The 23899-nt window shown below is 26.3% G+C and carries 21 protein-coding genes; 1 reads left to right on the top strand and 20 read right to left on the bottom strand.

The genetic code is table 4. The annotated features are described in order from the left end of the window. Positions 1 to 66: 66 nt before the first annotated feature. From AC0B4N_RS02975 to AC0B4N_RS03055, 17 genes are all read right to left on the bottom strand, one after another. Positions 67 to 417 (bottom strand): hypothetical protein, encoded by a 351-nt coding sequence (locus AC0B4N_RS02975; protein WP_465102375.1) that lies wholly within the window; start codon positions 415 to 417, stop codon positions 67 to 69. Then, a complete protein-coding gene (locus tag AC0B4N_RS02980; protein WP_465102376.1) occupies positions 405 to 668 on the bottom strand; it encodes a hypothetical protein in 264 nt (87 codons plus the stop codon). The genes AC0B4N_RS02975 and AC0B4N_RS02980 overlap by 13 nt, the downstream gene beginning before the upstream one ends. A gap of 14 nt (positions 669 to 682) precedes the next feature. Then, positions 683 to 1618, bottom strand: a complete 936-nt coding sequence (locus AC0B4N_RS02985; RefSeq protein ID WP_465102377.1) for a hypothetical protein — start codon at positions 1616 to 1618, stop codon at positions 683 to 685. Continuing rightward, the gene (locus AC0B4N_RS02990) at positions 1611 to 3818 is read right to left on the bottom strand and encodes a Z1 domain-containing protein (protein ID WP_465102378.1); all 2208 of its coding nucleotides are present in this window, start codon (positions 3816 to 3818) and stop codon (positions 1611 to 1613) included. Before AC0B4N_RS02990 ends, AC0B4N_RS02985 begins: the two co-directional genes overlap by 8 nt. Then, positions 3790 to 5283 (bottom strand): ATP-binding protein, encoded by a 1494-nt coding sequence (locus AC0B4N_RS02995; protein ID WP_465102379.1) that lies wholly within the window; start codon positions 5281 to 5283, stop codon positions 3790 to 3792. Before AC0B4N_RS02995 ends, AC0B4N_RS02990 begins: the two co-directional genes overlap by 29 nt. Then, positions 5276 to 6514: a DNA cytosine methyltransferase gene (locus AC0B4N_RS03000; protein WP_465102380.1), complete on the bottom strand. Its 1239-nt coding sequence runs from the start codon at positions 6512 to 6514 to the stop codon at positions 5276 to 5278. Before AC0B4N_RS03000 ends, AC0B4N_RS02995 begins: the two co-directional genes overlap by 8 nt. A 1-nt stretch (position 6515) precedes the next feature. Continuing rightward, complete coding sequence (locus AC0B4N_RS03005; protein WP_465102381.1) at positions 6516 to 7028, bottom strand: hypothetical protein; 513 nt, start codon at positions 7026 to 7028, stop codon at positions 6516 to 6518. Between the two features lie 242 nt (positions 7029 to 7270). Beyond that, positions 7271 to 8383, bottom strand: a complete 1113-nt coding sequence (locus AC0B4N_RS03010) for a hypothetical protein (protein WP_465102382.1) — start codon at positions 8381 to 8383, stop codon at positions 7271 to 7273. Positions 8384 to 8389: 6 nt separating this feature from the next. Beyond that, the gene (locus tag AC0B4N_RS03015; protein ID WP_465102383.1) at positions 8390 to 9826 is read right to left on the bottom strand and encodes a hypothetical protein; all 1437 of its coding nucleotides are present in this window, start codon (positions 9824 to 9826) and stop codon (positions 8390 to 8392) included. Next, complete coding sequence (locus AC0B4N_RS03020; RefSeq protein WP_465102384.1) at positions 9789 to 12302, bottom strand: DEAD/DEAH box helicase; 2514 nt, start codon at positions 12300 to 12302, stop codon at positions 9789 to 9791. Before AC0B4N_RS03020 ends, AC0B4N_RS03015 begins: the two co-directional genes overlap by 38 nt. A 361-nt stretch (positions 12303 to 12663) precedes the next feature. Next, the gene (gene rlmD / locus AC0B4N_RS03025; protein ID WP_465102385.1) at positions 12664 to 13998 is read right to left on the bottom strand and encodes a 23S rRNA (uracil(1939)-C(5))-methyltransferase RlmD; all 1335 of its coding nucleotides are present in this window, start codon (positions 13996 to 13998) and stop codon (positions 12664 to 12666) included. After that, on the bottom strand, positions 13961 to 14503 hold the full coding sequence (gene rsmD, locus AC0B4N_RS03030; RefSeq protein WP_465102386.1) for a 16S rRNA (guanine(966)-N(2))-methyltransferase RsmD: 543 nt from the start codon (positions 14501 to 14503) through the stop codon (positions 13961 to 13963). Before rsmD ends, rlmD begins: the two co-directional genes overlap by 38 nt. Positions 14504 to 14550: 47 nt before the next feature. Then, the gene (gene nusG / locus AC0B4N_RS03035; RefSeq protein ID WP_465102387.1) at positions 14551 to 15162 is read right to left on the bottom strand and encodes a transcription termination/antitermination protein NusG; all 612 of its coding nucleotides are present in this window, start codon (positions 15160 to 15162) and stop codon (positions 14551 to 14553) included. Between the two features lie 22 nt (positions 15163 to 15184). Then, positions 15185 to 15433 (bottom strand): preprotein translocase subunit SecE, encoded by a 249-nt coding sequence (gene secE, locus AC0B4N_RS03040; RefSeq protein ID WP_465102568.1) that lies wholly within the window; start codon positions 15431 to 15433, stop codon positions 15185 to 15187. Next, the gene (gene rpmG / locus AC0B4N_RS03045; RefSeq protein ID WP_465101577.1) at positions 15399 to 15551 is read right to left on the bottom strand and encodes a 50S ribosomal protein L33; all 153 of its coding nucleotides are present in this window, start codon (positions 15549 to 15551) and stop codon (positions 15399 to 15401) included. The genes secE and rpmG overlap by 35 nt, the downstream gene beginning before the upstream one ends. A 44-nt stretch (positions 15552 to 15595) precedes the next feature. Next, on the bottom strand, positions 15596 to 17329 hold the full coding sequence (locus AC0B4N_RS03050; RefSeq protein WP_465102388.1) for an MnuA family membrane nuclease: 1734 nt from the start codon (positions 17327 to 17329) through the stop codon (positions 15596 to 15598). Positions 17330 to 17438: 109 nt separating this feature from the next. Next, the gene (locus tag AC0B4N_RS03055; RefSeq protein ID WP_465102389.1) at positions 17439 to 18044 is read right to left on the bottom strand and encodes an FMN-dependent NADH-azoreductase; all 606 of its coding nucleotides are present in this window, start codon (positions 18042 to 18044) and stop codon (positions 17439 to 17441) included. A 165-nt stretch (positions 18045 to 18209) separates the two neighbouring features. Between AC0B4N_RS03055 and AC0B4N_RS03060 the strand changes: the two genes are divergently transcribed. Next, on the top strand, positions 18210 to 19742 hold the full coding sequence (locus AC0B4N_RS03060) for a transposase family protein (protein WP_465102390.1): 1533 nt from the start codon (positions 18210 to 18212) through the stop codon (positions 19740 to 19742). A gap of 560 nt (positions 19743 to 20302) precedes the next feature. On the opposite strand, the gene AC0B4N_RS03065 is transcribed toward AC0B4N_RS03060, so the two are convergent. From AC0B4N_RS03065 to gap, 3 genes are all read right to left on the bottom strand, one after another. Next, positions 20303 to 21073, bottom strand: coding sequence for a hypothetical protein (locus AC0B4N_RS03065; protein WP_465102391.1), 771 nt, complete (start codon positions 21071 to 21073; stop codon positions 20303 to 20305). A gap of 267 nt (positions 21074 to 21340) precedes the next feature. Beyond that, positions 21341 to 22525, bottom strand: a complete 1185-nt coding sequence (locus AC0B4N_RS03070; protein ID WP_465102392.1) for an IS30 family transposase — start codon at positions 22523 to 22525, stop codon at positions 21341 to 21343. A gap of 295 nt (positions 22526 to 22820) precedes the next feature. Beyond that, a complete protein-coding gene (gene gap, locus AC0B4N_RS03075; protein WP_465102393.1) occupies positions 22821 to 23822 on the bottom strand; it encodes a type I glyceraldehyde-3-phosphate dehydrogenase in 1002 nt (333 codons plus the stop codon). Between the last annotated feature and the right edge of the window lie 77 nt (positions 23823 to 23899).

Consider the following 23899-nt stretch of genomic DNA (forward strand, 5'->3'; position numbering starts at 1 on the left):
TAAAAAATTTATTTTAACATAATACTAGTTACTTGCAACCAATATTATAGGCAACTAGTAAAAATTTTATAGATCTAATATTTCATTATATAATTCTAAGTTATTATAAATGCTTCATACACCTTTGTTATAAGGTCACGAAGATAATAAAGATAGCGGCGAGAAATTTGGGTCATTTTTCATTATATTTTTAAATTTTTTAAGTAATTGTAAATAAACATCTTTGTGATCTTTTATAACTGAATATGGTTTAATTTTTCAACCACTTTCAGGCATGAAACCAGAATAAACATCATTTAATTCTGGTACTAAGAAATTAACTACACCACCATAACCGACATTTTCATGCTTGTTTTTATTTTTAGCAGGGTATTGGACAATTAAAATATGTAAGAATAAATGTTCTAGATAATTCAATATACTAAGTTTTCAGGTAATTGTCATTCATAAGGATTATTTTTTGCATATTCCAAGGTAGATAACATAATTGCATGATCTTCATATTTATGATGTGCAAACAAACCTTCTTTAGTTCTCGTAATCTTTGGATTTTTAACTCAATTTTCCTTAAAGTATGGGCCAAGACCTATTCCATATTTATTTTGTAAATAATCACAATATTCTAAGTATGTAAAATCTTTAACTTTATTATATTCTTTTAAATCCATTTTTCTCCTTTATCTTACCAAGTAAGATTCTTTCTAATTTCATCACTAAATTCACTTATATTAAGTGAATTTAGCTTTTTACAATCAATATCATATTTAATATTACTAATATCGCAGTACTTTGAGTTAATTTCTAAAATTGGTAATTGCTCTTTTTTAAAAATTTTCAATTGATCTAAAGCATAATTTAAATTATAACTTACACCTTTATTTAAACTAGAAATTTCACACTTAATTTTAAGCATTTCTAAATATAAATGGAAAATAGGATCTTTAATTAAAAAACTTACTTTTAAAAATAAATCATAAAGACTAACTCCATTATCATCTTTTTCAAGCAAAATTGATACATAGTATAAATTATTTTGCGCTGAAGTTAATAAATCATGTGCAAATCGGTGAATCCTATTGCCAGTTAATGAACCTTTTAAAATGATTGAAGTTTCAAAATTTAATTGTATAACACCTTTCTCAAGATAATCAAGATCATTAAATTTACTATAAATACTTTTTAAATTACTTTTATGACTATAAATACAAAATAATAATATTAAATAGGAAATGCTTTGCATTCTTTTTAAATCTTGTGCTGGTGTAGATTTAAATAATATTTCTAAAGAGTCAAGCAAATTAAAAATATCTTCACCAGCTTGAGGTTTATCAATAGATTTAAATAAATAATCATAAATAATTTGAAACTGTTCTTTTGATTTATTATCTTGCCTTAAGCACGAGATAGTATGAAAATAATAAGTGGTATTGCCATCTGTGTATCTCCCATTAATTGAATAATGCAAGTTATCTGTTGCATTATTCATAGTTTTAGCCAAATTGTTACTATTTTTAATGAAAATAGTTTTAATTCCATCTTCACTTTCAAACATAAAAACATTATTTGAAAGTCACTGATCTTTTAGAAAATTTCCAAAATATTTCGATTCTTTATTCATAAACATTATCTCCTGTAACTAATTTTATTGTTTGAGCTGTTAAAGGATTATTAAAAGTTATTAATGGGATACATGATTCAAATATAGGCGTTTTATTAAAAATATCTACCATATGTATTTGAATGAATGGAATATTTGTATAATCATTTCCATTTATATCAACTGGGTACCTATCACCAGAAAATTTAGTTCCATGATTTTGACCTTGAAACAATCTTTTTATAGATGTGTTTGTGGAATCAGTATAAGAACGATACTGACCTTTTTGATACCTCATAAGCATAATTAAAATTTCATCACTTTGTAACCCTTGTTTTATTCTATTATTAATTATTGCAAAACTTTCTAGACTAAATGGACTAGTAAATCCAAAAACAAGTTTAGATAAAAATTCATTATAAAACTCATTAAAACTTAGCATTAACAATAAATGCCTTTGATTATGTTCTTGCGATGTGTCAAAATCAATTAATTTTCCTTTTGATCCATATTTTTTACAAAAATTTAAATATAAATTTCGATTATGTTCTTTTTGTTGGTTGGTTAATTCTACAGATAAATCTTCTTTATTACCATATGAAATAACTTTTAAACTAACAGTATTTGACACACTTTTGCGTGTTAAAACTAAGTTATCATGTTCTAATAAAAAGGTTCGTTTAAACTGCTTTAGATTCAAATTTGACTCTAAAAATGCTTGAAAAGCATTTCACATATGATCCTCATTTGATACAATAGCCATAAATTTTCTTTGTAGTTCTTTAGTCATAAATACTCTGCAAATATCAAAATAATTATTTTTATATCCAAATCAGCGGCATCTTTGATACATAGTGTCTACTTGTGCCTCTTTTGAATCTCGGTAAATATATGAAACGATTAAACGATCCAAAGTAAGGCCGCGTCCTAACATGTTGCCACCTACTTTAATGTTATAAAGAAAGTTTGTTTTTTCCTTTTCAATATTATTATGGTTGATCACTTGTAAATTAATATTTTTTACAACATTGGAAAGTTCATTAACTATTTTTTTAAACTCAATTTTGATAATACCATTATTTAATTCATAATATTCTTTGTAACATTTACTTATTTCAGTTTTAAGATCATCAAAATATATAGAATTTTTATCTTCAAGTCCCGAAGTAATTGTTGTATTAATATATTTTTTTATACGTAACCCAACAATATCTTGGATTTTGTTAAATGAAGAAGGATGTACAAGCATTGAAAAAGGTTTATAGTCTCCTTGTGCTCGCTTTAAGGCACATGAAAAAATAAATAAATATAAGGCTTCTTTAAATGAATCAGGTATTGAATTTTCAAAATCATCATTATCATCAATTACTTTTATATGTGGATTATCAATAGTATCAAAAAAGGATCTTCCTCCAGTATAATTTTTTCCTGGCTTAACCAATAAAGCTCTATCAGGTGAGATATGGTCATAGGTTGAAATGAGTAAATTAGCTTGTGGGGTTGCTGTAACTGATAAAAATGTGCATATCTTAAAAGAAGTAATAATATCAACTATATTGTCATGAGTTTTATTAGATATTCCCTTTTTTTTAGATTTTGGAGCTCCTGGAGTAAATTCATCTCCCTCATCATCGATAACAATTGATGGTATTTCAGAATATAATTTTGCCAATTGCATCATTTTCCCCAAATTAGTATTTTCTGCAGGATTTTTTAAAACAACTAATATAATTTTACATCCTTGTTTAATTAAATCCTTTATATCTTCCTTAAATGAGGAATTTAAATTAAAAATTTTTACTTTCTCGTTATTTTTGAATCCGTCAACTAGTCTATTAAAATTTTGGTCTTTTAATTTTAATTTAGTCCCAGCTAGTATATAAGCAATATCATACCCATTATCAAATGCCAGCGCCGTTGATGCTAAAAAAAATGATGTTTTCCCACTTTGTACCTTGCCTAAACATAATATTTTAACAGGACTATATTGATTAATATTACCAGTTGGATTTTGAAAATTATAAATTGCTTGATATGAATTTGAAAGAATATGAGAAATTGTTTGACTATCTTCTGATTTTGCAAGAAATTCTTTAAATTTTTTTATATAAAAACCGTTTAATTTGGCTAAATTTATATAGTTATCTGCAACTTTTTTATCTTCAACAACTTTAGTTAAAATAATTTTATTGCTATCCATTTTGTTTAACCATAATCTCATTAATTGTGTCAAGCAATTTTATAGAATCAGCCAATTTAATACCCAAACTTTGGCTTTGAAGCATACTCTGAACTAATATTATAATAATTGAATTAACTGATGCAATTGTTCCGCTTTTTTTAAATTTATTAACATAAAACTGATTATTAATATTTATAATAAGAGAATAGCCATCTTTATATTTATCAAACTGTAAGCAATCTACATCTGAAGAAAGCCTTTGAATTGATACATATAAATAAACCAATTGATCATTTACTAAAACATTATATTTTTCAAATATAATTTCATCAACATCTTTTTCAAATTCATTCTTTGGGAGTTCTTTAACTGATTTTTCCTCATTATTGTTAATATCTTCTTTAATAGTTGGTGTACTTGCTGCACTATCTGACAAGATCTTTTTAGTTTGATTACTAATTTTTCTATCATCATCTTTTACACGAATTTTTTTAGATTGTTTAATAATATATGAGACGCTTTCATTTGAAGCTAATTTCTCAAGAAATTTATCCTCTGCACCATCGTGATTCCAAACAAATTTATCTTTAGTATAGGATAAAACATAATTTTTTCCTTCAAATCTTATTTCCCCAACTACTCGGAGGGTTGGAAATAAATTACCTTTATCAAATATTTTTTCAGGTTTATAGTTAAGTGCAATACACCTATTTGCTTGCATCATGTTTAGACCAGTTTTACTACGATTTCCTTTATTAAGGATTCCTATTCAACCTGTGAATTCGTATGTTATATTTTTAAAAGTAAATGAATCATTAATATTACGAATATATCTTTGCTGATTTTCATCCATATATATTTCAGGCTTTTCATACTTTATAGGTATTTTATTTAACGTAATATTTAAAATACCCCTCTCTAAATAATGGTGATAGATTGTACCAAGCTTTTCACGCAGCTCATTTTCCTTATTTGGGTTATTAAGTTCTTTTACTAATTTAGTAATTGTTATAATTGTCCCATGGTTTTCTTTTTGATCATGGTCAAAGATTGCTTCAATTTCGTTTGGATTATTTTCCGATAACTCATCAATATCAACAGACGCACTAATTCTAGAACCAGAATCATATCTTGTTGTGGATATTGTATATTTATTACCTAAGTAAACAGAAGCATATTTTAAGCTTATGCCATACATCCCTAACTGATTATCTTTATTTGCATTTGGGTTTTTTGCATTTAGTTTTAAAGCTCTACCAAATTCTTCCTCATTCATACCAAACGAATTATCTTCAATAATAATTTGATTTTTATCTCAAATAATTGAAACTTTACACTTTTTACCATCTTCAAGGTTTTTTAAAATATCCTGGTTGTCTAAGAAACTTTGTAAAGAATTATCGATAAATTCAGAAAAAACACGTTCAAGTTTATAATTTTCAAATTGAAAATTTTTTATAAAACCAGATCCTATAGTTATATCGTACTTCTTAGTATTATTCATTGTTATTAACCTTTCTCATTTTATTAATATATTTAATAAAATGTTTAAATATAGAATATATTACAGTAACATTAACTGCATTGCCTAATTGTTTAAATAATTCTTTTTCATTTCCTATATATTTAAAACTATCTGGAAAACTTTGTAACCTTAAACATTCAACAGGAGTAAAATACCTTTTTTGAGGTCCATAGATTGGGCGATGGTCCATTGCTACTAATGCTGGGGATTCTGTAGGTCTTTTGACTCTAATTCCGCTAGGACGGAATTGAATAATTCCTTCGAAAAGATTATCTAAATCCAAGCCAGCTTGTCATTCAAATTTACGCATTGTTTTATTTAAAATATCTTTAACCTTTCACTTTTCTAGTCATTTATCAATTTTTTCTTTATATTCAAAATATAAAGTTCTGTTTCGTTTAATAATGGATTGTTTTCAAATTGGTAAATTTGAAATATCATAATTTAATCCAAATTCATCAACCCAAATGGGAAAACCTAAGACTCTGTTGTTTTTTGGAATAATCTCTATAAAGTTATTCCAACATTTTAGGGTTTGTAATTGCATTTTAGATAATTGATATTTTGCTTTATTGCTAATTTGTAACTCATCTTGTATGATTTTAGAAATAGTAGGTGTATTTTGTTTAACTTTTTTAATTTCTAAATTGATAGGACCATTGTATATATCTTTTCTCACTGCTAGTATTATTGCCCTATTTCTTAGTTGTGGAACTCCAAAATCTTTAGGGCTTGCAACTAGTGGTTTTTTAACCACATTATATCCAGCATTTGATATTTCATTATAAATTGTGTTTCATGTATTACCACTATCATGAGTAATTAAATTTTGGACATTTTCTAAAATTAATATCTTTGGTCTTTGCTTAATATCTTGCTTTGTTTCAATTAATCTAATTATTTCACGAAACAGTGTGCCACGTGAATCATTAAACCCCTCCTGCTTGCCACCTTTGGAAAATGTTTGACATGGAAAACCAGCACAAACTACATCAATATTTTTTTGATATAAATTATTAAAATTTAACAATTGGATATCTCCCAAAGGTTTATGTTTAAAATTTTGTTCATATGTTTGCGCAGCTGCTTCATTAATTTCAGAAGCAAATAAACATTTGCTATTATTGCTATATTTTTGCATTGCTAGAGCAAAGCCACCAATTCCAGCAAATAAATCTACGTATACAAAATCCTTTTTTAAAATACTCATCTTAATCTGCCTTATAAATTTCTAGATAAACTGATAATAGTTTTTCAAAATTATTTTCAGAACATACTAAAATATTTGTACCTGAATCCTTACCTTGATATAAACCATATTGTGATGCTTTATTTAAACTTTCTTTTAATACATAGCAAGAGCGGTTTTTTTCATGGTGGATAAATAAAAATGGATTTCAAGCAACTAAAACTTTTTTACCATTAATATCTCAAAGTCCTAATAGCATTGTTGCATTATTTCCAGTATTATCAGGAATATCATTAAAATTAAGTTTGTTAACTTGTCTTCTCATTACATCAGGTTTATTTGGTAAGTATGCACTAGCAATATTACGGATATTTACATTTATAAAATATTCTTGATTATGTTTTAAAATTTTAAATTTTATAAAATTATTTATACGAATCCCACATGAAATAATTGCAAAGCCGGATTTTATAAATATTTCTTGTAGTTTTTGTAATAACTCAATGCTGGTGAGCGATTTATTATTATTTGACATTTTACTCCTTACAAAGTTTATATAGACAGAATGATATGTAGTAACATAATAAATTTGAAGAACAAAAAATTTATTATGTTAGTTATTTATTTAAATTAATTATAATTCATATATATATATATATATATATATTGTAAAAACTTGATCATGCAAAATATTAAAATAAAAAGCTAACAATTATTGTTAGCTTTTCGTTTACTTTAGAACATTTATTCTTGTTTACTTTTATTAAGTTACATTATTTAACTTTTGGCTAAATTTAAGGCCACTTCTCAAATTTCTTCAAAAGGCTTGGCTATATTTTTTTGGACAGTTTTTTGGTTTTGATGTTTATAATATTTTAGATTAAGATAATGATGTTGTTTCACTAATTTTAAAAATGATTTAAGCAATGGTTCAGATGTTATATTTTCAAAGCCTCCTTCTTTAGATAAGATTAAGGATTTTTCAAAAAATTCTTCAAATGTTTCATTGTTGAAATTATCTTTAATTTGATTTTTAACATTTTGTTTTTTGTGTAATTTAATTCTTTCATAATAATTAATTGCTTTAAGGATATCTTTCAATGATTCTTCAGGGACATTTATATTTTCAAATCCACCTTCTTTAGCGAGTTTTAAAGTTGTTTCTCAAAATTGATCAAATTTTTTCTTTCGTTTTAACTCTTGTCGTCTTTTACGTTCTTCTCTCCTTACTCTTTTTGCAATTTGTTCTTTCTTACGTGTTTCTTTTCTCAATTTTAGAATTTGTTCGCGTTGTTTTAAATAATCAAATGTTTTATATTTTAGATCTGGGTATAAATGAAGCAATTCTATTGTATTTAAGTTTTGTGTGCTGGTTAGTTCTTTTAAGACAAGCATTGACTTATGTGCATCATCACAAGCTTTGTGATCTTGCAAGTTTACTTCATCCCCACTATTTAGTAAATCATTAAACACTTTTTCTAATGAAGGATGGTTTGTTCCATCATTATTTAAAACACTAACAAGCTTTTGTATATCATAAGAAATATAATTAAAAAAATCCAGGTTATAACGTTTTATACTTCCAGCTAAAAAACTAATATCATTCTCTACAGCATAGCCAAAAATTACTAAATCATCCTGCACCATTAATTCTTTAATAGTTTGATAATAATATTCAAAAGAAAGTTGCTTATAATATACTTCGTGGGGGTAAGTAAGAACTAGATCGGGGCGATTTTTTCGACCAGTTAAGTTAAATTCAGTTTCAGGATTAATTAAAATATTTTGTTTTTCAAGAATATTAAAATTTACATCTGTAAGAACATATCCATATTCACAAATTGCTTTTAAACCATCAGCACACTCAATATCAAAAAATAAATATTTCATAATATATTAATCAGCTAGTTTATCACAACGTTCTTTAACCTTAGCATAGTCACCATTATATACTCTTTTAATTTCTTCATATTTTTTCGCAAGTTCTTCTAATGATAATTTTTCAAGACCACCTTTGTTGTGTCCTTGAACATCATTTAAAAATTTCTTAACTGAATTAACTAACTTATCCTTTTGAAGTTTTTTGAGATTTTCTCTTACACCAGAAGTTGTCATATCACCAACCATTTGGTTAATTTCTTTAAGATAATTGTCTCTTTTCTCAAAGTATGCATCTTTACGTTTTTTATCTTCTTGATTTAAATCAATATCATCAATATCTAATAAATCAGCATCCTCAAATCCTAAATCACTATCTAATTTATAAAGGTATTTGTAATAGCGCTTTGGAGCCTGGTTTTTAATTACCATTAAAGTTGGTTTTTCTCACCCGGTGCTATGACCTTCTTTAATTAGTTTTAAAGCTGCCTCAATTACATCTTTTAATTTTTTACGTTGAAGTGTAAGTTGAATAATTTCTTGAGCTTTTTTCCAAGGAAGTATATTTAATAGACTGATTAAACTTTTTTGCGGATATTCTGCTAAGTAATTTTTTGTTTTCATAAACTCAACTGCTTCAATAAATTTATCTTGATTTTTTATATCAAAAGAATGTTTGACATCTTTATAAAATAATAAACCATAAGCACTAATAACGGATGTTTCTTGGATTCCATCCGGTAATAAAACTGCAAGATTATCATCTTTAGTTTTATAAGTATATTTAACCTTACCCCAAGAATCAGCAACTAGTTTAGTTAGCACATTTCAATTTCCTTGTGTGATTTTATTTCCTATCATTGGCATTCAATCACTATAGATGTCTTCTTTTTCGTAGACTGATAAAAAATTTTCTTTTGAAATTTGGTAATATTGTTCATTATCTAGATCAACTTTTATTTCAGCATCACTAAAAATAGTATTATAGATATTTTTTACTACTTTACCAACTTGAATATCAAAATCAATGCTTAATAACTTAACTTCTTTCCTTGTAGGAAGCAGCATCTTTGCTAATAAATCCTTATCATTTTCTAAATTACCATGAAAAACTTGGTTATTAAACCTAGTCGCATCAAATATTTCATAATATTTAAAATGATTCTTTTGCTCCACTATGGTGATAGGGTATAAAGAATTTTCTAAAATACCTTTAATTTGTTCAGGTTCCATTTTAATTATTTCATCATAAAGTATTTTAAAATGTTGGTTTAAAGAACCATTTCCTGTAATTTCATTAATATAAACATGTGCATCGCTTTCATAATTTGTATTATAAACTAAGGATGCAATGAAATATTGATCTCACGTTGCTTTTTGGAATGTATCATACTTTAAAGTTATTTTGTAATATTTATTAGGCAAGCTTAAAGCTACTTTTGCTTTTATCTGCATGTTTTACTTCACCTCCATTATATTCAATAAATTTACCTTTTGATGTTATATAACTAATTATTTCATTAAAATATTTTCTTTCTTGCCCATTAAGTATTTTCATTGAAATTTGACGAAGCACACGATTATTACCAAAAATTATTAGTTTATCTCTAGCCCGTGACATAGCGACATTAATTCTCCTAAAATCATTTAGGAAATTTCGTTGCGATGCATCAGTGACTACTGTATTAACCAAAACAACATCTGATTCTTTACCTTGGAAAGCATCTACGGTATCAATTTCAAAAGATTTAAACAATTTTTTAGCTTCATTAATTAAAGCAATATTTTGCTTTTGGAACTTTTCAATTTGAGCAGCATAAGGGAAAATAGCACTTACTGAAATATTTTCAGGATTAATTGCCTTTTGCATTACATCTCTCAAAATAAATGCAGTTGCATTTATTTCTTCAATATTAAATCTTGAAGTTCCCTCTCTAGCTTCTTGTCCATTTAAAACCTCGACAAAGAAAATATCATTAGTATCATAGTTAATACTGTTATCTGTAACATTGAAGCGAACTTTATTGGGTCTAACTTGCTCACGTTTATTTTCAAGTTTATTGTCATAAAATACGTTATAAGCTGCAAGCACTGACTTTACAGATCGATAGTTTTCATTTAAAAGAACTAACCGATTTGCTTGTTGTGCTTTATCCATTACTTTATCAAAAACTGATTGCTCATAAATATTTTGAAGTTTTTCAAATTTATCTTCATTATATGAAGGCAAATCTTTAACATCTTCTTTTGAAAATTCTAATAATGGTGCTAATTGGTAATTATCTCCAACCAAAATAACCTTGCTTACATATGGTAAATATCTTAGCACCTCGCTAATAGGACATTTACTTACTTCATCAATAATAAGCCAATCATATCCTTTTAGGATTTCAAAACCTTTCTTGCCACCTAAAGCACTTGAGGTAGTGGTTATACCAATTACTGGAAAATTACTTGGTGAAGAATATTCAGTATATTTAAATCTTGGTTCACCCGCAAAATGAGCCATTTGTTTTTCCATAGCAGCCGATAATTTTAAATATGTTACATTCTTATTATGCTCAGAAAATTTTTGTGCCCATGTTTTATATAATGTTGAATCTATTTCATTTCCGCTGTATTTATTTTTTCGGTTGGTGATTCGATTTGGGATAATAATATCGAAATTTTGCATTAATTTGTCTAAAACATTATCAATGGCAATATGTGTTTGTGAAGAAATTACTACTTTTTGTCCTAATTCTTTAGTTATATATTGAACAATTGCATTAATAACATGTGTTTTACCAGTTCCGGGAGGACCTTTAATTAAACTAACAGGAGACCCATCAACAGCCATTAAAAAAGCTTGCTTCTGTGAATTGTTTAAACCATTTGTATATTTATTGGTTACCTCAGTAGGTTCTAAATGCTTAGTAGGCATTTTACTATCACCAATTAAATATTCTAAAAGGGAAATGGCTGATCCAGTTGCACCTTGATTAATTAAACGAAGCGAATTATCAATGGAATCAATCTTAATCTTTTGACCCATATCATATAAGTTTAAAGCACTAAAATGCTTCTCATAGTCTTCGTTATTTTTAAATTCACCGGATAAAACTACTTCTTTCTTGACAATGTTAGAGTTAATAACCTCAAATTGTTTTAAATTTTCAACATCTTTTTCTGAAATATTTAATTTATTAGATAAAAAAATGTTGTCATATCCAACTCGTTTAATTCAACGAAGTGGCTCATTACTATCCTTAATGTGTATATTAATTAATTTTAAAACTTGCCTTTTAACTTCATTTTTAAGTCTTTCATAAGTAATCTCGCTAATTTTATAACCCTTAAGCAGACCATTTTGATCTTTAATTTCTTCTTTAATTTCTAAATTTAAATCTTTAACATGAATCGGAATAAAATAATATGGCTTTGAAATTGATGTTATTTCAAATGAAAAATTATTATTTAGTTCAGCTGATAAATCTTTATAAAATTTAAAAATATCCATGAATTCTGAAAATTGATCAATATTAAATTTAAATTCAGGATTATCAATTAGTTTTTGCATATAGTCTGAAAGTTCATCATTTGTAGTTAAGTCTTCATCCATTGTTGAAAATCTTATACTTGCAGGAACTCCCTTAACTTGTTTAAAGTCTGAAATTTCATCAATTTTTTTAACAATATAAAATGACCCACCATAAGGCCTGCGAAAATCACGAGATAAGTTTCCCATAAGGATTAAATATCCTTGACCTTCTTTTTTTAATGCTATTTTAACATTACTTAATGAATCAATATATCTATCATCCCGACGATCCCTTTTTAATTCAATTTTATTTGTAGATAATTTTGCATCATGATATTTGCCATCTCTAAGGATGTCTAAAATCTCAGAATCTACATTTCTTGAGCATGTTATTTTTAACGATAAATTCATATTTCCACTTTCTAGTAAACCATAATAAACTAATACAAAAAATGCATTTTTATAATATTTACATTGTTTTATTTTATCTTTCTTCTTTTTTTATATATAACATTATATGTAAAATCTAAATATAATTCTTTAAAATTTTTGTTATATATTTTTATCTTTAATTATCTAATTATAATATATATATATATATATATATATATATATGGAAGGAAAAACATAAAAAGCTTGATATTGCAAAATAAAAATTAACTTTTATATATTGAAGTTATTGCTAAAAAATGGGCAGCCTAACCAATATTTACATTAGTTTGGTGCCCATTTAATATAATTTCTTTTTTAAGAATAAAAAACTTCTTATAGCTTATTTAGTTAGTAAAGCTACACATTCAATATGTGCTGTATTTGGAAACATATCAAAAGGTTGAATTCAGTTTATACTATAACCATTATTTAAAAAATCTTTTAAATCTCTTACTAAAGTTCTCGGGTTACACGAAATATAAATTAAGGTATTTATATTGTTTTGATTTAGATAATTAATTAACTCAGTATTCAAACCACTCCTAGGAGGATCGATGATACTTAGAGTATTTTGATCAATAAAAGTATTCAAAATATGTTGCGATTTAAAAATATCTTTAGCAATATATTTATGTTTTAAATTGTTATTTAAAACATATCTTTGAGCATCATTAATAGCTTCTTTAGTAATATCAATTCCTAAAACTTCTTGATTATCTTTAGCAACTAAAGTAGAAATAATTCCAACCCCACAAAATAAATCTAATACTTTGCTGTATTTAGTATGGTTTATTTCTTTAACTAAAGTAAACATTTTAAAAGCTATTTCACTATTAACTTGGAAAAAAGAGTTAAGATTTAAATTAAAGGTTTTGTTTAACAAAGAAATTTGAAATTGATCTTTGCATGCAAGTTTTAAATATTGATTATTTTTTAAAATATATATTTCAATTAAATTGTCAATTAAGAATAATTCATTAATTAAATTTTTAGGTAAATCATAACTTGGTTCAAGTTCAAAACCTACTTGAACCAAGTTAAGATGATTTATTCTAATTAATATTGTTTTAAAAAAATTTAAATGCATTAATTTATCATTGTAATTATAAAAGTTATTAATGGTTAGTAAAATTAATTCTAAAACCTTATTTAATTCTAAATTATTTAAACTTAAATTTGAAGTATCATAACTTAAATCATTAGCATCTTTTAAATAAGAAGCTAATGATAATTTATTATTAACTATTGAAAGCAAAAATTTAGCCTTATTTCGGTAATTAAAAACTTGGTTTGCTTCAATAATTTCTTTTAAATTTATTCAAGCAAAATTGCGTTTAAATAATGAATTTAAATATCTTTGTTTAAACTCAAGCTGGGCTTGATAATTTAAATTAGCTAATGGCATAGCATCTAAATTAGTAAATTGCTTATTTGCCCTATGCTTTGAATATTGCAACATTTCAACAATTATCCCAACACAATATTTAGCATATACTTTAGCAATTTTAACTTTTGCTACTTCATTAGGGTAAAAATTACTAACTAAAATTGGTTTATTATTAATACGAGTTGTGCCTAGTCCTTCATAACTTAGTTCTTGGCATGTTAATTCTAAGATTTGACCAATTGTTATTTTTTTATCGTTTGACAACATAATAGACATATATTTTTCCATATTTACGTTCTTTATAAATATATAAGGAAGCAGGAATTATAATTTTAGAAATGTTATCTGTTTCTAAAATTATTTCTCCTTCATTATTTAAAATATTATTTTGGGATATTAAGGTTAATGCTTGGCTTATTAAATCATAATCTTGATAAGGAGCATCAAGAAAGATAAAATCATATCTTTGTTTTTTAGTTAATAAAAAATCAAGGGCATTAACTTGGTATAAATTAGCATTTTTAATTCCCAATGAAGAAAGGTTGGCATTAATGATTTTATAAGCATCCTTGTTCTTTTCAACAATATCAGCAAATTTTGCACCTCTGCTTAAAGCTTCAATGGCTAAAGCTCCTGAACCTGCAAATAGATCTAAAACATAGCTATTTTGAATTTTAAATTGTGATGATGAAAAAATTGCTTCGCGAACCTTATCAGTTGTTGGCCTAGCAATTTTTAAATCAGGGTAATTTATTTTACGGTTACGATATAGCCCACTGATTATTCTCAACATAATAACTCCTTTAAAAAACACAAATTGAAAAATTTGTGTTTTACTTATTAATCTTTGTCCTTTAGTTTAACAATTGTATCAATTGAAACAGTAATTTCTTGTTCTTTACCATAACTTTCAAATTTTAAGGTTACTTGTTTTTCATTATTATTAATTGAAGTAATTCCTCCTTCATGTCCAGTATAAACACCATCGATAATCTCAACTATATCACCAGGTTGATAATAACCAAAAATATCTTCACCAGCTTCAAATGAACGTCAATAGTCTGCTTCAAGTTTAAACATTTTTTTAATTTCTAAAATGCCAATTGGAGTTGGTTTTGCCCCTTTTCCAGATGATCCAATTAGTCCAGTAACATATTGGGTGTTACGCACTAAATACCATGCTTCATCAGACATATGCATTTTGGCATAAATGTATCCAGGATATAAATTTACTTTTTTAATCTTGTATGGTAAGCCTTCTTCTTTTTTTTGCCACTCACGTTGGGTTAAAGTTGGTCTTTGAAATATTTTAAATGCAGAGCCTTCATTAGCATTTAAATCAAAATCTTTTAAGATATTTTCAGCTTCAATCCGGTTGTTTAGCGATTCAATAACCGCATCTTCTTTACCCCTCATTGTAGAAATAACATATCATTTAAATATAGTTTCCATATAATCTCCATCTACTTAATTATTAATTTAATGATAAAACTGACCACAGTTCAGTTAGTCCATATGTTACTAATGAAACAAACACAGTGAATAAAAATGCAAATACAATTGTCATTATAAAATTTTTCTTATTAGTTTTAAAGTCAGGTCAACGTACTCGTTTAATTTCCTTAACTAACTTTCTAATTCAATATCTTTTTGGTTTTTTGTCTTTAACTTTAATTAATTCTTCCACTTTAGACCTCTTCTTGATGTAAGCTATGTGTAGCACAATGAATGCAATATTTTTTAATTTTTAGACGTTTAGGGTTCCCCAAACTTTTATTAGTATAGTAATTTTTACGTCTACAAAGTTCACATGATAATGCAATTTTATTTGTATTTTTCATAAATGTTATTTTACCATAAAATATCCATTATTTGCATAATTAAATTAAGGGTTTTTTATCTTAATTAAAGCATTAGCAAAAGTATGGTCAGATAACTTTAAGGCTAATTCTTCTTTTGTTAATTGTGAACTAGATTTTTCTTTAATATATAAATCTAAATACTTTTGATAATCTAATTTATTATTGAATACATTTTTTAAATCAAATTTAAAATCTTTTGCGTCCAAAGCTTCAAATTCATCATTTGGATCAAAAGCAATAAATTTATCATATGGATTCACATAACGTTTTTTGGAAAATGATGTTTTGTAAGATTCAATGTCATTTTTAGATTGGGAATTTTTATATCCTAATTCGTACTTTTTAGATAAATAATAATTATTTGATTTTATAAAATGATTTTCTTTAATATTGGTATCACCATTAAAAATAACTAAATCTTCTAATGTTTTACTTGGATAAAAGTCCTTTAGTTTTTCAAAAGCATTATGGATGTCCAGAAATTCTTTAACTTCCTGGTCTCCTTGCGAGCTTCATTTGTATCCATCAATTATTGGGCTTAATATTTCATTATACTTACGGTTTGCTCCTGGACCATCTAAATGACCATTAATAATTCAAAATTTAGTAGTAGAATTTTTTACTTTCCAATATGACATTCATAATGGACGAGTAAAAACAACATTCTTACCTTCAAAATCTTCAAAACCACTATTATCGAGTTGTTCAAAACTATTAGCATTATATAAAATACCATATGATTCTCAAACAGCATGAGAATCAAGACGATCTTTTGATTTTAAGCCCTTAGGACTTTTAGCTAACTTAAAGTTCAAATTATATTTTTCATTTAAAACTTCAACCAAAGTACTTACACCATTAAATCCCTCGTAATTAACTTCTTGAACTGAAATAAATTGCAATTTTTCAAGAGAAATTATTTCTGCTAATGCTTGAATTCTAAAATCTTCTTTTGTGATTTTTTTATTACCGAAATTCTGAATATTTCAGGTTGATATTTTAACGGAGGTAATTGAAGGAAGACTTTCTTCAGGTTTATTTGTTAAAGATTTTGTGCTATTTAATAACTCATTATTATTAAAGTTGTTTGAATTTTGTTTTTTTGTTTTTGCAACTGAATCTTTATGTATATTTGAATTTTCATTTTTAATAACATCTTGTTTTGTATCAGCATTTTCAATGTTTTTATTAATGTTGAGATTTTCTAAATTATTTGTTTCTATTGCTTTTGGGATAAAAATCTTTTGTAAATATGTTTTATTATTTAAAACATATTTAATAGTTAAAACTCTAGTAGTTTCATCAAAAGATGTATTAACAAAATGCCCCTGGGGATTATATTCTCATGGAAGGTTGCTTAGATCTAGATCTTTTCGAAATTTTAGTAAGGAATTTCTTTTATTGTTACCAAGAGCTGGCATTGTCAAATGAATTTTATCAGTTTTACGACCTTGTTTGTTTTTTGTTCAACCATATAATCTCATTTTACTAAATTTAGTTTTTTGCTTAGTTTCATATTCATTTTTTAAATTATCAAAGAGCTGGCCAATATTTTTTTTATCTTCTGGCAACTCAAAAATATTTTCAAAATTTAATTGATCTTTGCTTATTTCATTATCAGAGCTAACTTCAATTTGTTTAGGTTCTTTATCATCAACTAACTGTGGTTCTTTAGTAATATTTGTACAACTGTATGTTACAAAAGATAAACTTAATAATGTGCTAAATCTGAAAAACTTTTTAAAAAACTTACTCATAAACTTACCCTATAAATAAATTTTATTAAATCTTTTGGTATTTTTTTTAAAATTTTTATAAAAACCATTTAAGGCACATAATATGCATTAAATGGTTTAAAATAGCTAATTATAAGTTGCTTTTTATTTTGTTAACTAGAGTTTTAATCTCTTCTTGAATGCTTTGCACATATTCACTTGGTCTTAATTTAGCAATTTCAGTTGTTTTGGTGCCATAAATATCAAAGTTATAAATCGCTTTAGCTCCAAGGAAATTAAAAGTTCCTTTTAATCATTTAATATGGTCACCTCAAGGATAAATTCCAAAACTTGAGCCTTGTGCACCAATCACTAAAACATTCAAATTAGTTAAATATCCAATTGCATCATTGGTTGTTGAATATTTATATGAAAAAGTTTTTTCAGCAACTGCAATTGCATCGATAAAACTTTTTAAGGCTGCAGTTGGTCCAAAATTAATCATTGAAGTTGAAATAACTAATAAGTCTACTTGCTTAAGTTTATTAATTCATATATCGCTGTCAACTTCTTGTCAAAAGGTTTTTAAATTACCATTAGTAAGAATCTTTTGTGCAAAAATGGTTTGATTTAAATTAAATTCCTCTATTGCGTATTCTTCTTGGTTAAATAATGATTTAACATAGTTTAGAGTTTGTGTTGAATATGATGAATCACTTGTATTAAGTGATCCATTTATAAATAGTATTTGTTTCATAAATGCCTCCGTTTATTTGTGTCCTTTGTATTATACAATAAGATTTAAAGAATCTTTAATCTAAAAATAAACAAATAACCATTTGTCCAATGACAACTATTTAGGTCCATATATAAATCCCGTGGAAAGTGAACTAATTTAATTAAAATATGGTATAAATTATTTATGAGAATCAAACATAACATAGATAAGTACAAAAACTTAACAAACTACGAACTAAAAAAACAGCAATCTCTCATATTAATTGCTGCTAATATTGAAAAATCTTTATCTCAACTTAGTTTAATTACAAAGCTCAGTGTATCAACTGTAAAAAGATATAAAAAAATAATAAAAAGTAATCAAGAAATTGACATCAGTCATAAAAATAAAAATCAACAAAGAAGTTGCAAAGTTACAGATTCAGAAATTGAATTAGTGTTTAAAGATTATTTAAAAACATGTGAAATTATTTTAAATAGCGTTCTAACAAATAACCAACTTTCGTTTAAAAGTTATTATTATTCAGAATATGGTTCTTTTATAAGGCAAAAAATTTCCTACAAAACTTTGGTAAGAAGATTCAACCAATTAGGATTATTTAATATACATACAACCAAAAGAGGAAGAAAAATAGCAAAATTATCAAAGAAGAAAACTTCACAAGAGACAACATTGCTATTAAAAAAATATTATAAACAAATTAAACAAAATGAAAAACAAAGACAAGTTTTGGGTCTAAAGAAAAATTTAGAATTTGGTGAAATTGTTGAAATCGATGCTCAGCTTGAACCATATTTAAAAAATAATAAACCATTCTGTCTTTATCATGCAATTGATGTTGCCACTGGAACATTATTAGCAGCATGATTTGAAGAACAAGAAACAACATTAGGATATCAAAGACTGTTAGAAATAGTATTTAAGAAATATGGATTTCCAAAGAAAATTTATACTGATAAAAGAAGAACTTTTTGGGGAAACGAAAACACACAAACAATTTTTGAAAAAGATTTAAATAAAAAAGGAATAGAAGTACTCAGTTCATCTAATCCCAAACATAAACCACACGTTGAGAGATCTTTTAGAACATCATTAGATCAATACCCATTATTAATTCATGAAAACGGATATAAAGATATTAATGATTTAAAGCAAAATAACGAAGTATTTCAAAATTATTACAACACGAGGAATAAAAAAATAATTTCTAAACATAATGTCTTTCAAAAAGAAGGAAAGAAAAACGGCAATTGAGCCGTTGATTTAGAGATTAATAGAAAAGTTTTAAATGGTGTTGTTAGATACCAAGGTAAAAACCTTGCAGCTTTCGATATGCATGACAAAAGGATTATATTTCCTTATAATTCTGATGTTGTGTTAGTACATTCTTCTGATGATAATTTGTATTTTAAATATAATGGAAAAAAATACTTTGCCAAAGAACCTAATGGAAAATATCTAAGCTTTACAGAAATGTGAGCTCTTGAGAAAGGTTTAGATTATTCTATCCCTGCCGTTGGAAAACTAGCATTTATCCATAAGAAAACAAACTCATTTTTTAAAACTCTTGAATTATACATCTCAAAGTTTAATAGTGTCTCTGTGAATGCACAAGGAAATAACCTTGAAGCCAATAAGATTATGGCTGAGTATTTAGAGATACTTCGAACATTACACAGAAGCATCAATGATGAAATAAAAATTGATGCATATTAATTTTAATATTTTTTAATAAAAAAGAAAATAATAAAAATAGAAAACACGGGCACGTGTTTTCTGGGAGTTTTGCTTACTTTTTCAAAAGTAAGGCCCCCTTGATTGCAATCAAGGGCGGGGGGTTAAAAATCTTTTTGCTTCATTTTGAAATTTTGTAGTTAATTTAATAATATAAATAATTATGTTCTGATTTTTTAGACAGTAAAAACATCAAAAAATATATAAATTTTCCAATTTAGTTGCCAAAGAAGAAAAAAATTTTTTTGGTTTGTTTTTTCATTATCTTTTTTTTGCAACAAAAGCATCATAATATAAATCAAAAAATAAAAAAAGATTAACCCCAACAGTCTGGGCAGAAAATTAAAAATGTAGTTCAAAAAAGTAGTTATTCTACAAAAGAATCTTTAATCTAAAAATAAACAAATAACCATTTATTTAAGGGTTAAAAAATATTATTAATAAATTATTATTTATTTTCTAAGGAAAGTTTATAAATAAGAATATTATGATAATTGAATTAATATAAAAAGTTAACTTTTTACTAAAATTATTTACAGTTATTATTTAAAATAATTTTTAAATTCATCATTGTATCAACTAATAAGTTTGTTCTTGAATTCTCACGATGAAGCAGAATCCATATTAGTATCTTGTGGTTTTAGCATTTTTACAGTAATAGTTTTATTCTTTGGTAACGCAAAAACAGCTCATGTTGAATTTGTTGGTGGAAGATTTACTTCATCGATGTATCTTTCTGGTTCAATGATATTTAACTGGATATTGTTGTCATATTCAAATGGTACTACAAAGTAGTAATAAAAACCTAAAGAACCATCATCATAAATATAAATATCATTAAATTTTAAAAATTCATATACATTTTGGTTTTTAAGATAAATTCTTTGAAATTCCTCTCGTATTTCCGTATCGTTTATTTTTAAATCTTGACTGTTATTTAATTGTTTGAACCTTTTAATAATAATTTCATCAAAATCTTCTTTAGTTTGTAACTTAACCAAAACATCTAATTTTTTGCTTGATCCAACTGATTCAAAAAATTTAAAGTTTAAAACATAATTTTTAAATTTATCTTTATCATTTCGAATAGCCTCAGGAATAAATTTATTTACAGTTGCAAAAGATAAAAACTTGTCTTTAGCACTGCTATATATAGAATTTATTTCTCTTTGCAATCTAGTTCGAAAATTATTTTGAAAATCTGGGTTTTGTGTGACTTCTTTATGTGGCGAATTTACACTGCATCCAATTATTGATAATGGTAAAAGCGAATATAAAACATCTAATATAAATATTATCTTAACTTTTATCACGTTTACCTCTTTTTATTTTATTATTAAATTATAACACAATACCATTAAATTTGGTGGTAGTATATTAAATTTAAGGTACATGTTTTTTGGAAAAGTCACTTGCGAGATATTAACAAAATAATTGCGTTTTAATTTTAACATAATTTTTAGATAAAAAAATGTATGCGAAAACAGAAAACACGGCAGTGTTTTCTCGTCGGTTTTGCTTACTTTTGTCAAAAGTAAGGCCCCTTTGATTGCAATCAAAGGCGGGGGATTAAAAAAATTTTAGATTATCTTATATTTCCGGACAACTTGTCGATAGTTATTTATTTTTTCCATCATATAATCAATTTCTTGCTGAGAGTATTTATCTAAGCTTTTTCCTTTGGGAATGTAATACCTAATTAAGCGGTGCATATTTTCTATTGAACCTTTTTGTCATGAACTATATGGTTGGCATTTAAATAGTCTTTCAGTTGGAATAACCTGGTGCAATAAGACATTTTCACTACCATTATCAACTGTTAAAGTTTTAATCTCTAAGTTGTGTTTCTTGATTAGTTTGATAAGAGTTTGTTTGATAGCTTTGGAGTTGCGTTTTGACAGCATAGCATAAGACATTCTGGTTTGCCGTTCAATTATGGTCACAATACAATATGTATCATTGATTTTACCAATAACGGTGTCTAATTCAAAATGACCATGTTCAGAGCGATCATTAATATAAGCTGGACGTTTTGAAATTTCTGTTGCATATTTTAATGTTTTAGGTTTGGTTTGGTTTTGCTTCCGTGCACCATATTTTCCTTCAGATTTTCTAACAATGTGGTCAAAATCAAGGAAATAAGGGTATTTTTTAATTATTTTATAAATTGTACTAGGTGAGGGAGCAAATTCATCAGGGGATAATTTTTTAAAAGAATTCACAAGATAGGTAACTGATTTCTTAACTTCTTTTTGCTGCAAATTCTTTTTATTTCTATTTTTATTGTATGTATTAAGCTCACTATACCAATATTTTCTGTAGGCCTTTCATTTCTCTTTAATTGTATCACTTACAAAAAAGAGTCGCGAAAACAAATAGCCTGATAAATGTTCGTATAGCTTTGCAAAATTAAGAGTTTTAACCCGCATTACTCTTTTTGAGCACTTAGGGCAAACATAGCGATTTTGTTTATCTAAACTAAGTGGTCTGCGATTTGTAATAATTTTAATTTTGCTTTTTATACTTCGAATGTCTCTATCAAAAATCTTAGCTACTTCTTGGATTGAGAAGCCTTCAGAAAGTTCTTGTAAAATATTATAAAGTTGCTCTAGATCGATTTGATCTGATCGTAATTTTCGTTGTGTCCCAAGAGCTCCTTGCATTTTCAAGATAGTATTATGATTCTCTTCGATTTTAAAATGTTGATATTTATTTTCTTTTCGATATTTGTCAAAAACACAAATATATTTTTCTAAATTTTTCATATAATTTTAAGGTCTCCTTTAATTTTTGAAAATTTATTCATACAACTATTTTATTACAAGGCAGACAAAAACAATGTCACATGCAAAAAACTTGCATGTGACATTTCCATTTAATAAATTTAAGGTACACCTGTTACTCAAAAAAATATACCATAATAAATAAATTTAACTATTCCAAATTATAATTGGGGATTATAACTAATATATTTAGTAATTATTTAGTTTAAAAAATTTTTATAATTAATAACACCATAGCACAAGCTATGGTGTTATATTTTGTGTAGTTTAATTAAAACTATTTATCTAAGTTAGCAAAGTAAACAACTGTTCTAACTAATTGTGATACATATGACATTTCATTGTCGTATCATGAGAATAATTTATATAAGTTACCTTCAGGTGTTGGTTTTACTGTTGTAAGTGCTGAATCAAAGATTGAACCATGTGATGAATTAACAATGTCTGAAGAAACAATTTCTTCTGTTTCGTATTTCATTGTTTCGTTAGCAGCAGCCTTCATAGCAGCATTTAATTCTTCAACAGTAGGTTGTTTGTCTAAGAATACTGTTAAGTCTACTAATGATCCAGTAATTAATGGCACACGAATTGCAACACCATCTAGCTTACCACTTGCTTCTGGAACAACTAATCCAATAGCTTTAGCAGCACCTGTTGATGTAGGTACCATGTTTGCCGCAGCAGCACGTGCTCTGCGTAAGTCTTTGTGAGGAGCATCTTGTAATCTTTGGTCTCCAGTATAAGCATGGATCGTAGTCATGTACCCTGATTTTAAACCAAATTGGTCAACAAGTACTTTAACCATAGGCGCTAAACTGTTTGTTGTACATGATGCAGCTGAAATAACTGTATCGCTTGCATCTAAAATATTATGGTTTACATTGTAAACAACTGTTTTAACATCTTTGTCTGATGGTGCTGAAACAACAACTTTTTTAGCTCCAGCTTTAACGTGTTTTTCAGCTCCTTCACGTTTAGTAAAGAATCCAGTTGATTCAACAACTAAGTCGATTCCTAATTCTCCTCATGGTAAGTTTTCTGGGTCTCTTTCAGCTAAGACTTTAATTTCTTTACCATTTACAACAATTGCGCCTTCTTTGGCTTCAACAGTAGCATTTAATCTACCAAATGCTGTATCAAATTTTAATAAGTGAGCTAATGTTTTAGCATCTGTTAAATCATTAACAGCCACAACTTCAAGGTTTGACCCTGATTCTAATAATCTACGGAAGAATAATCTACCAATTCTTCCAAATCCGTTAATTGCAACTTTTTTCATTTTGTCCCTTCTATTATAAAATTAAAATTTAAAGTATATATTTTAAAGTGTAAATGTAAAATTTCATCTTTTACTGG

Source organism: Mycoplasma sp. 13536 (genome assembly GCF_055523495.1).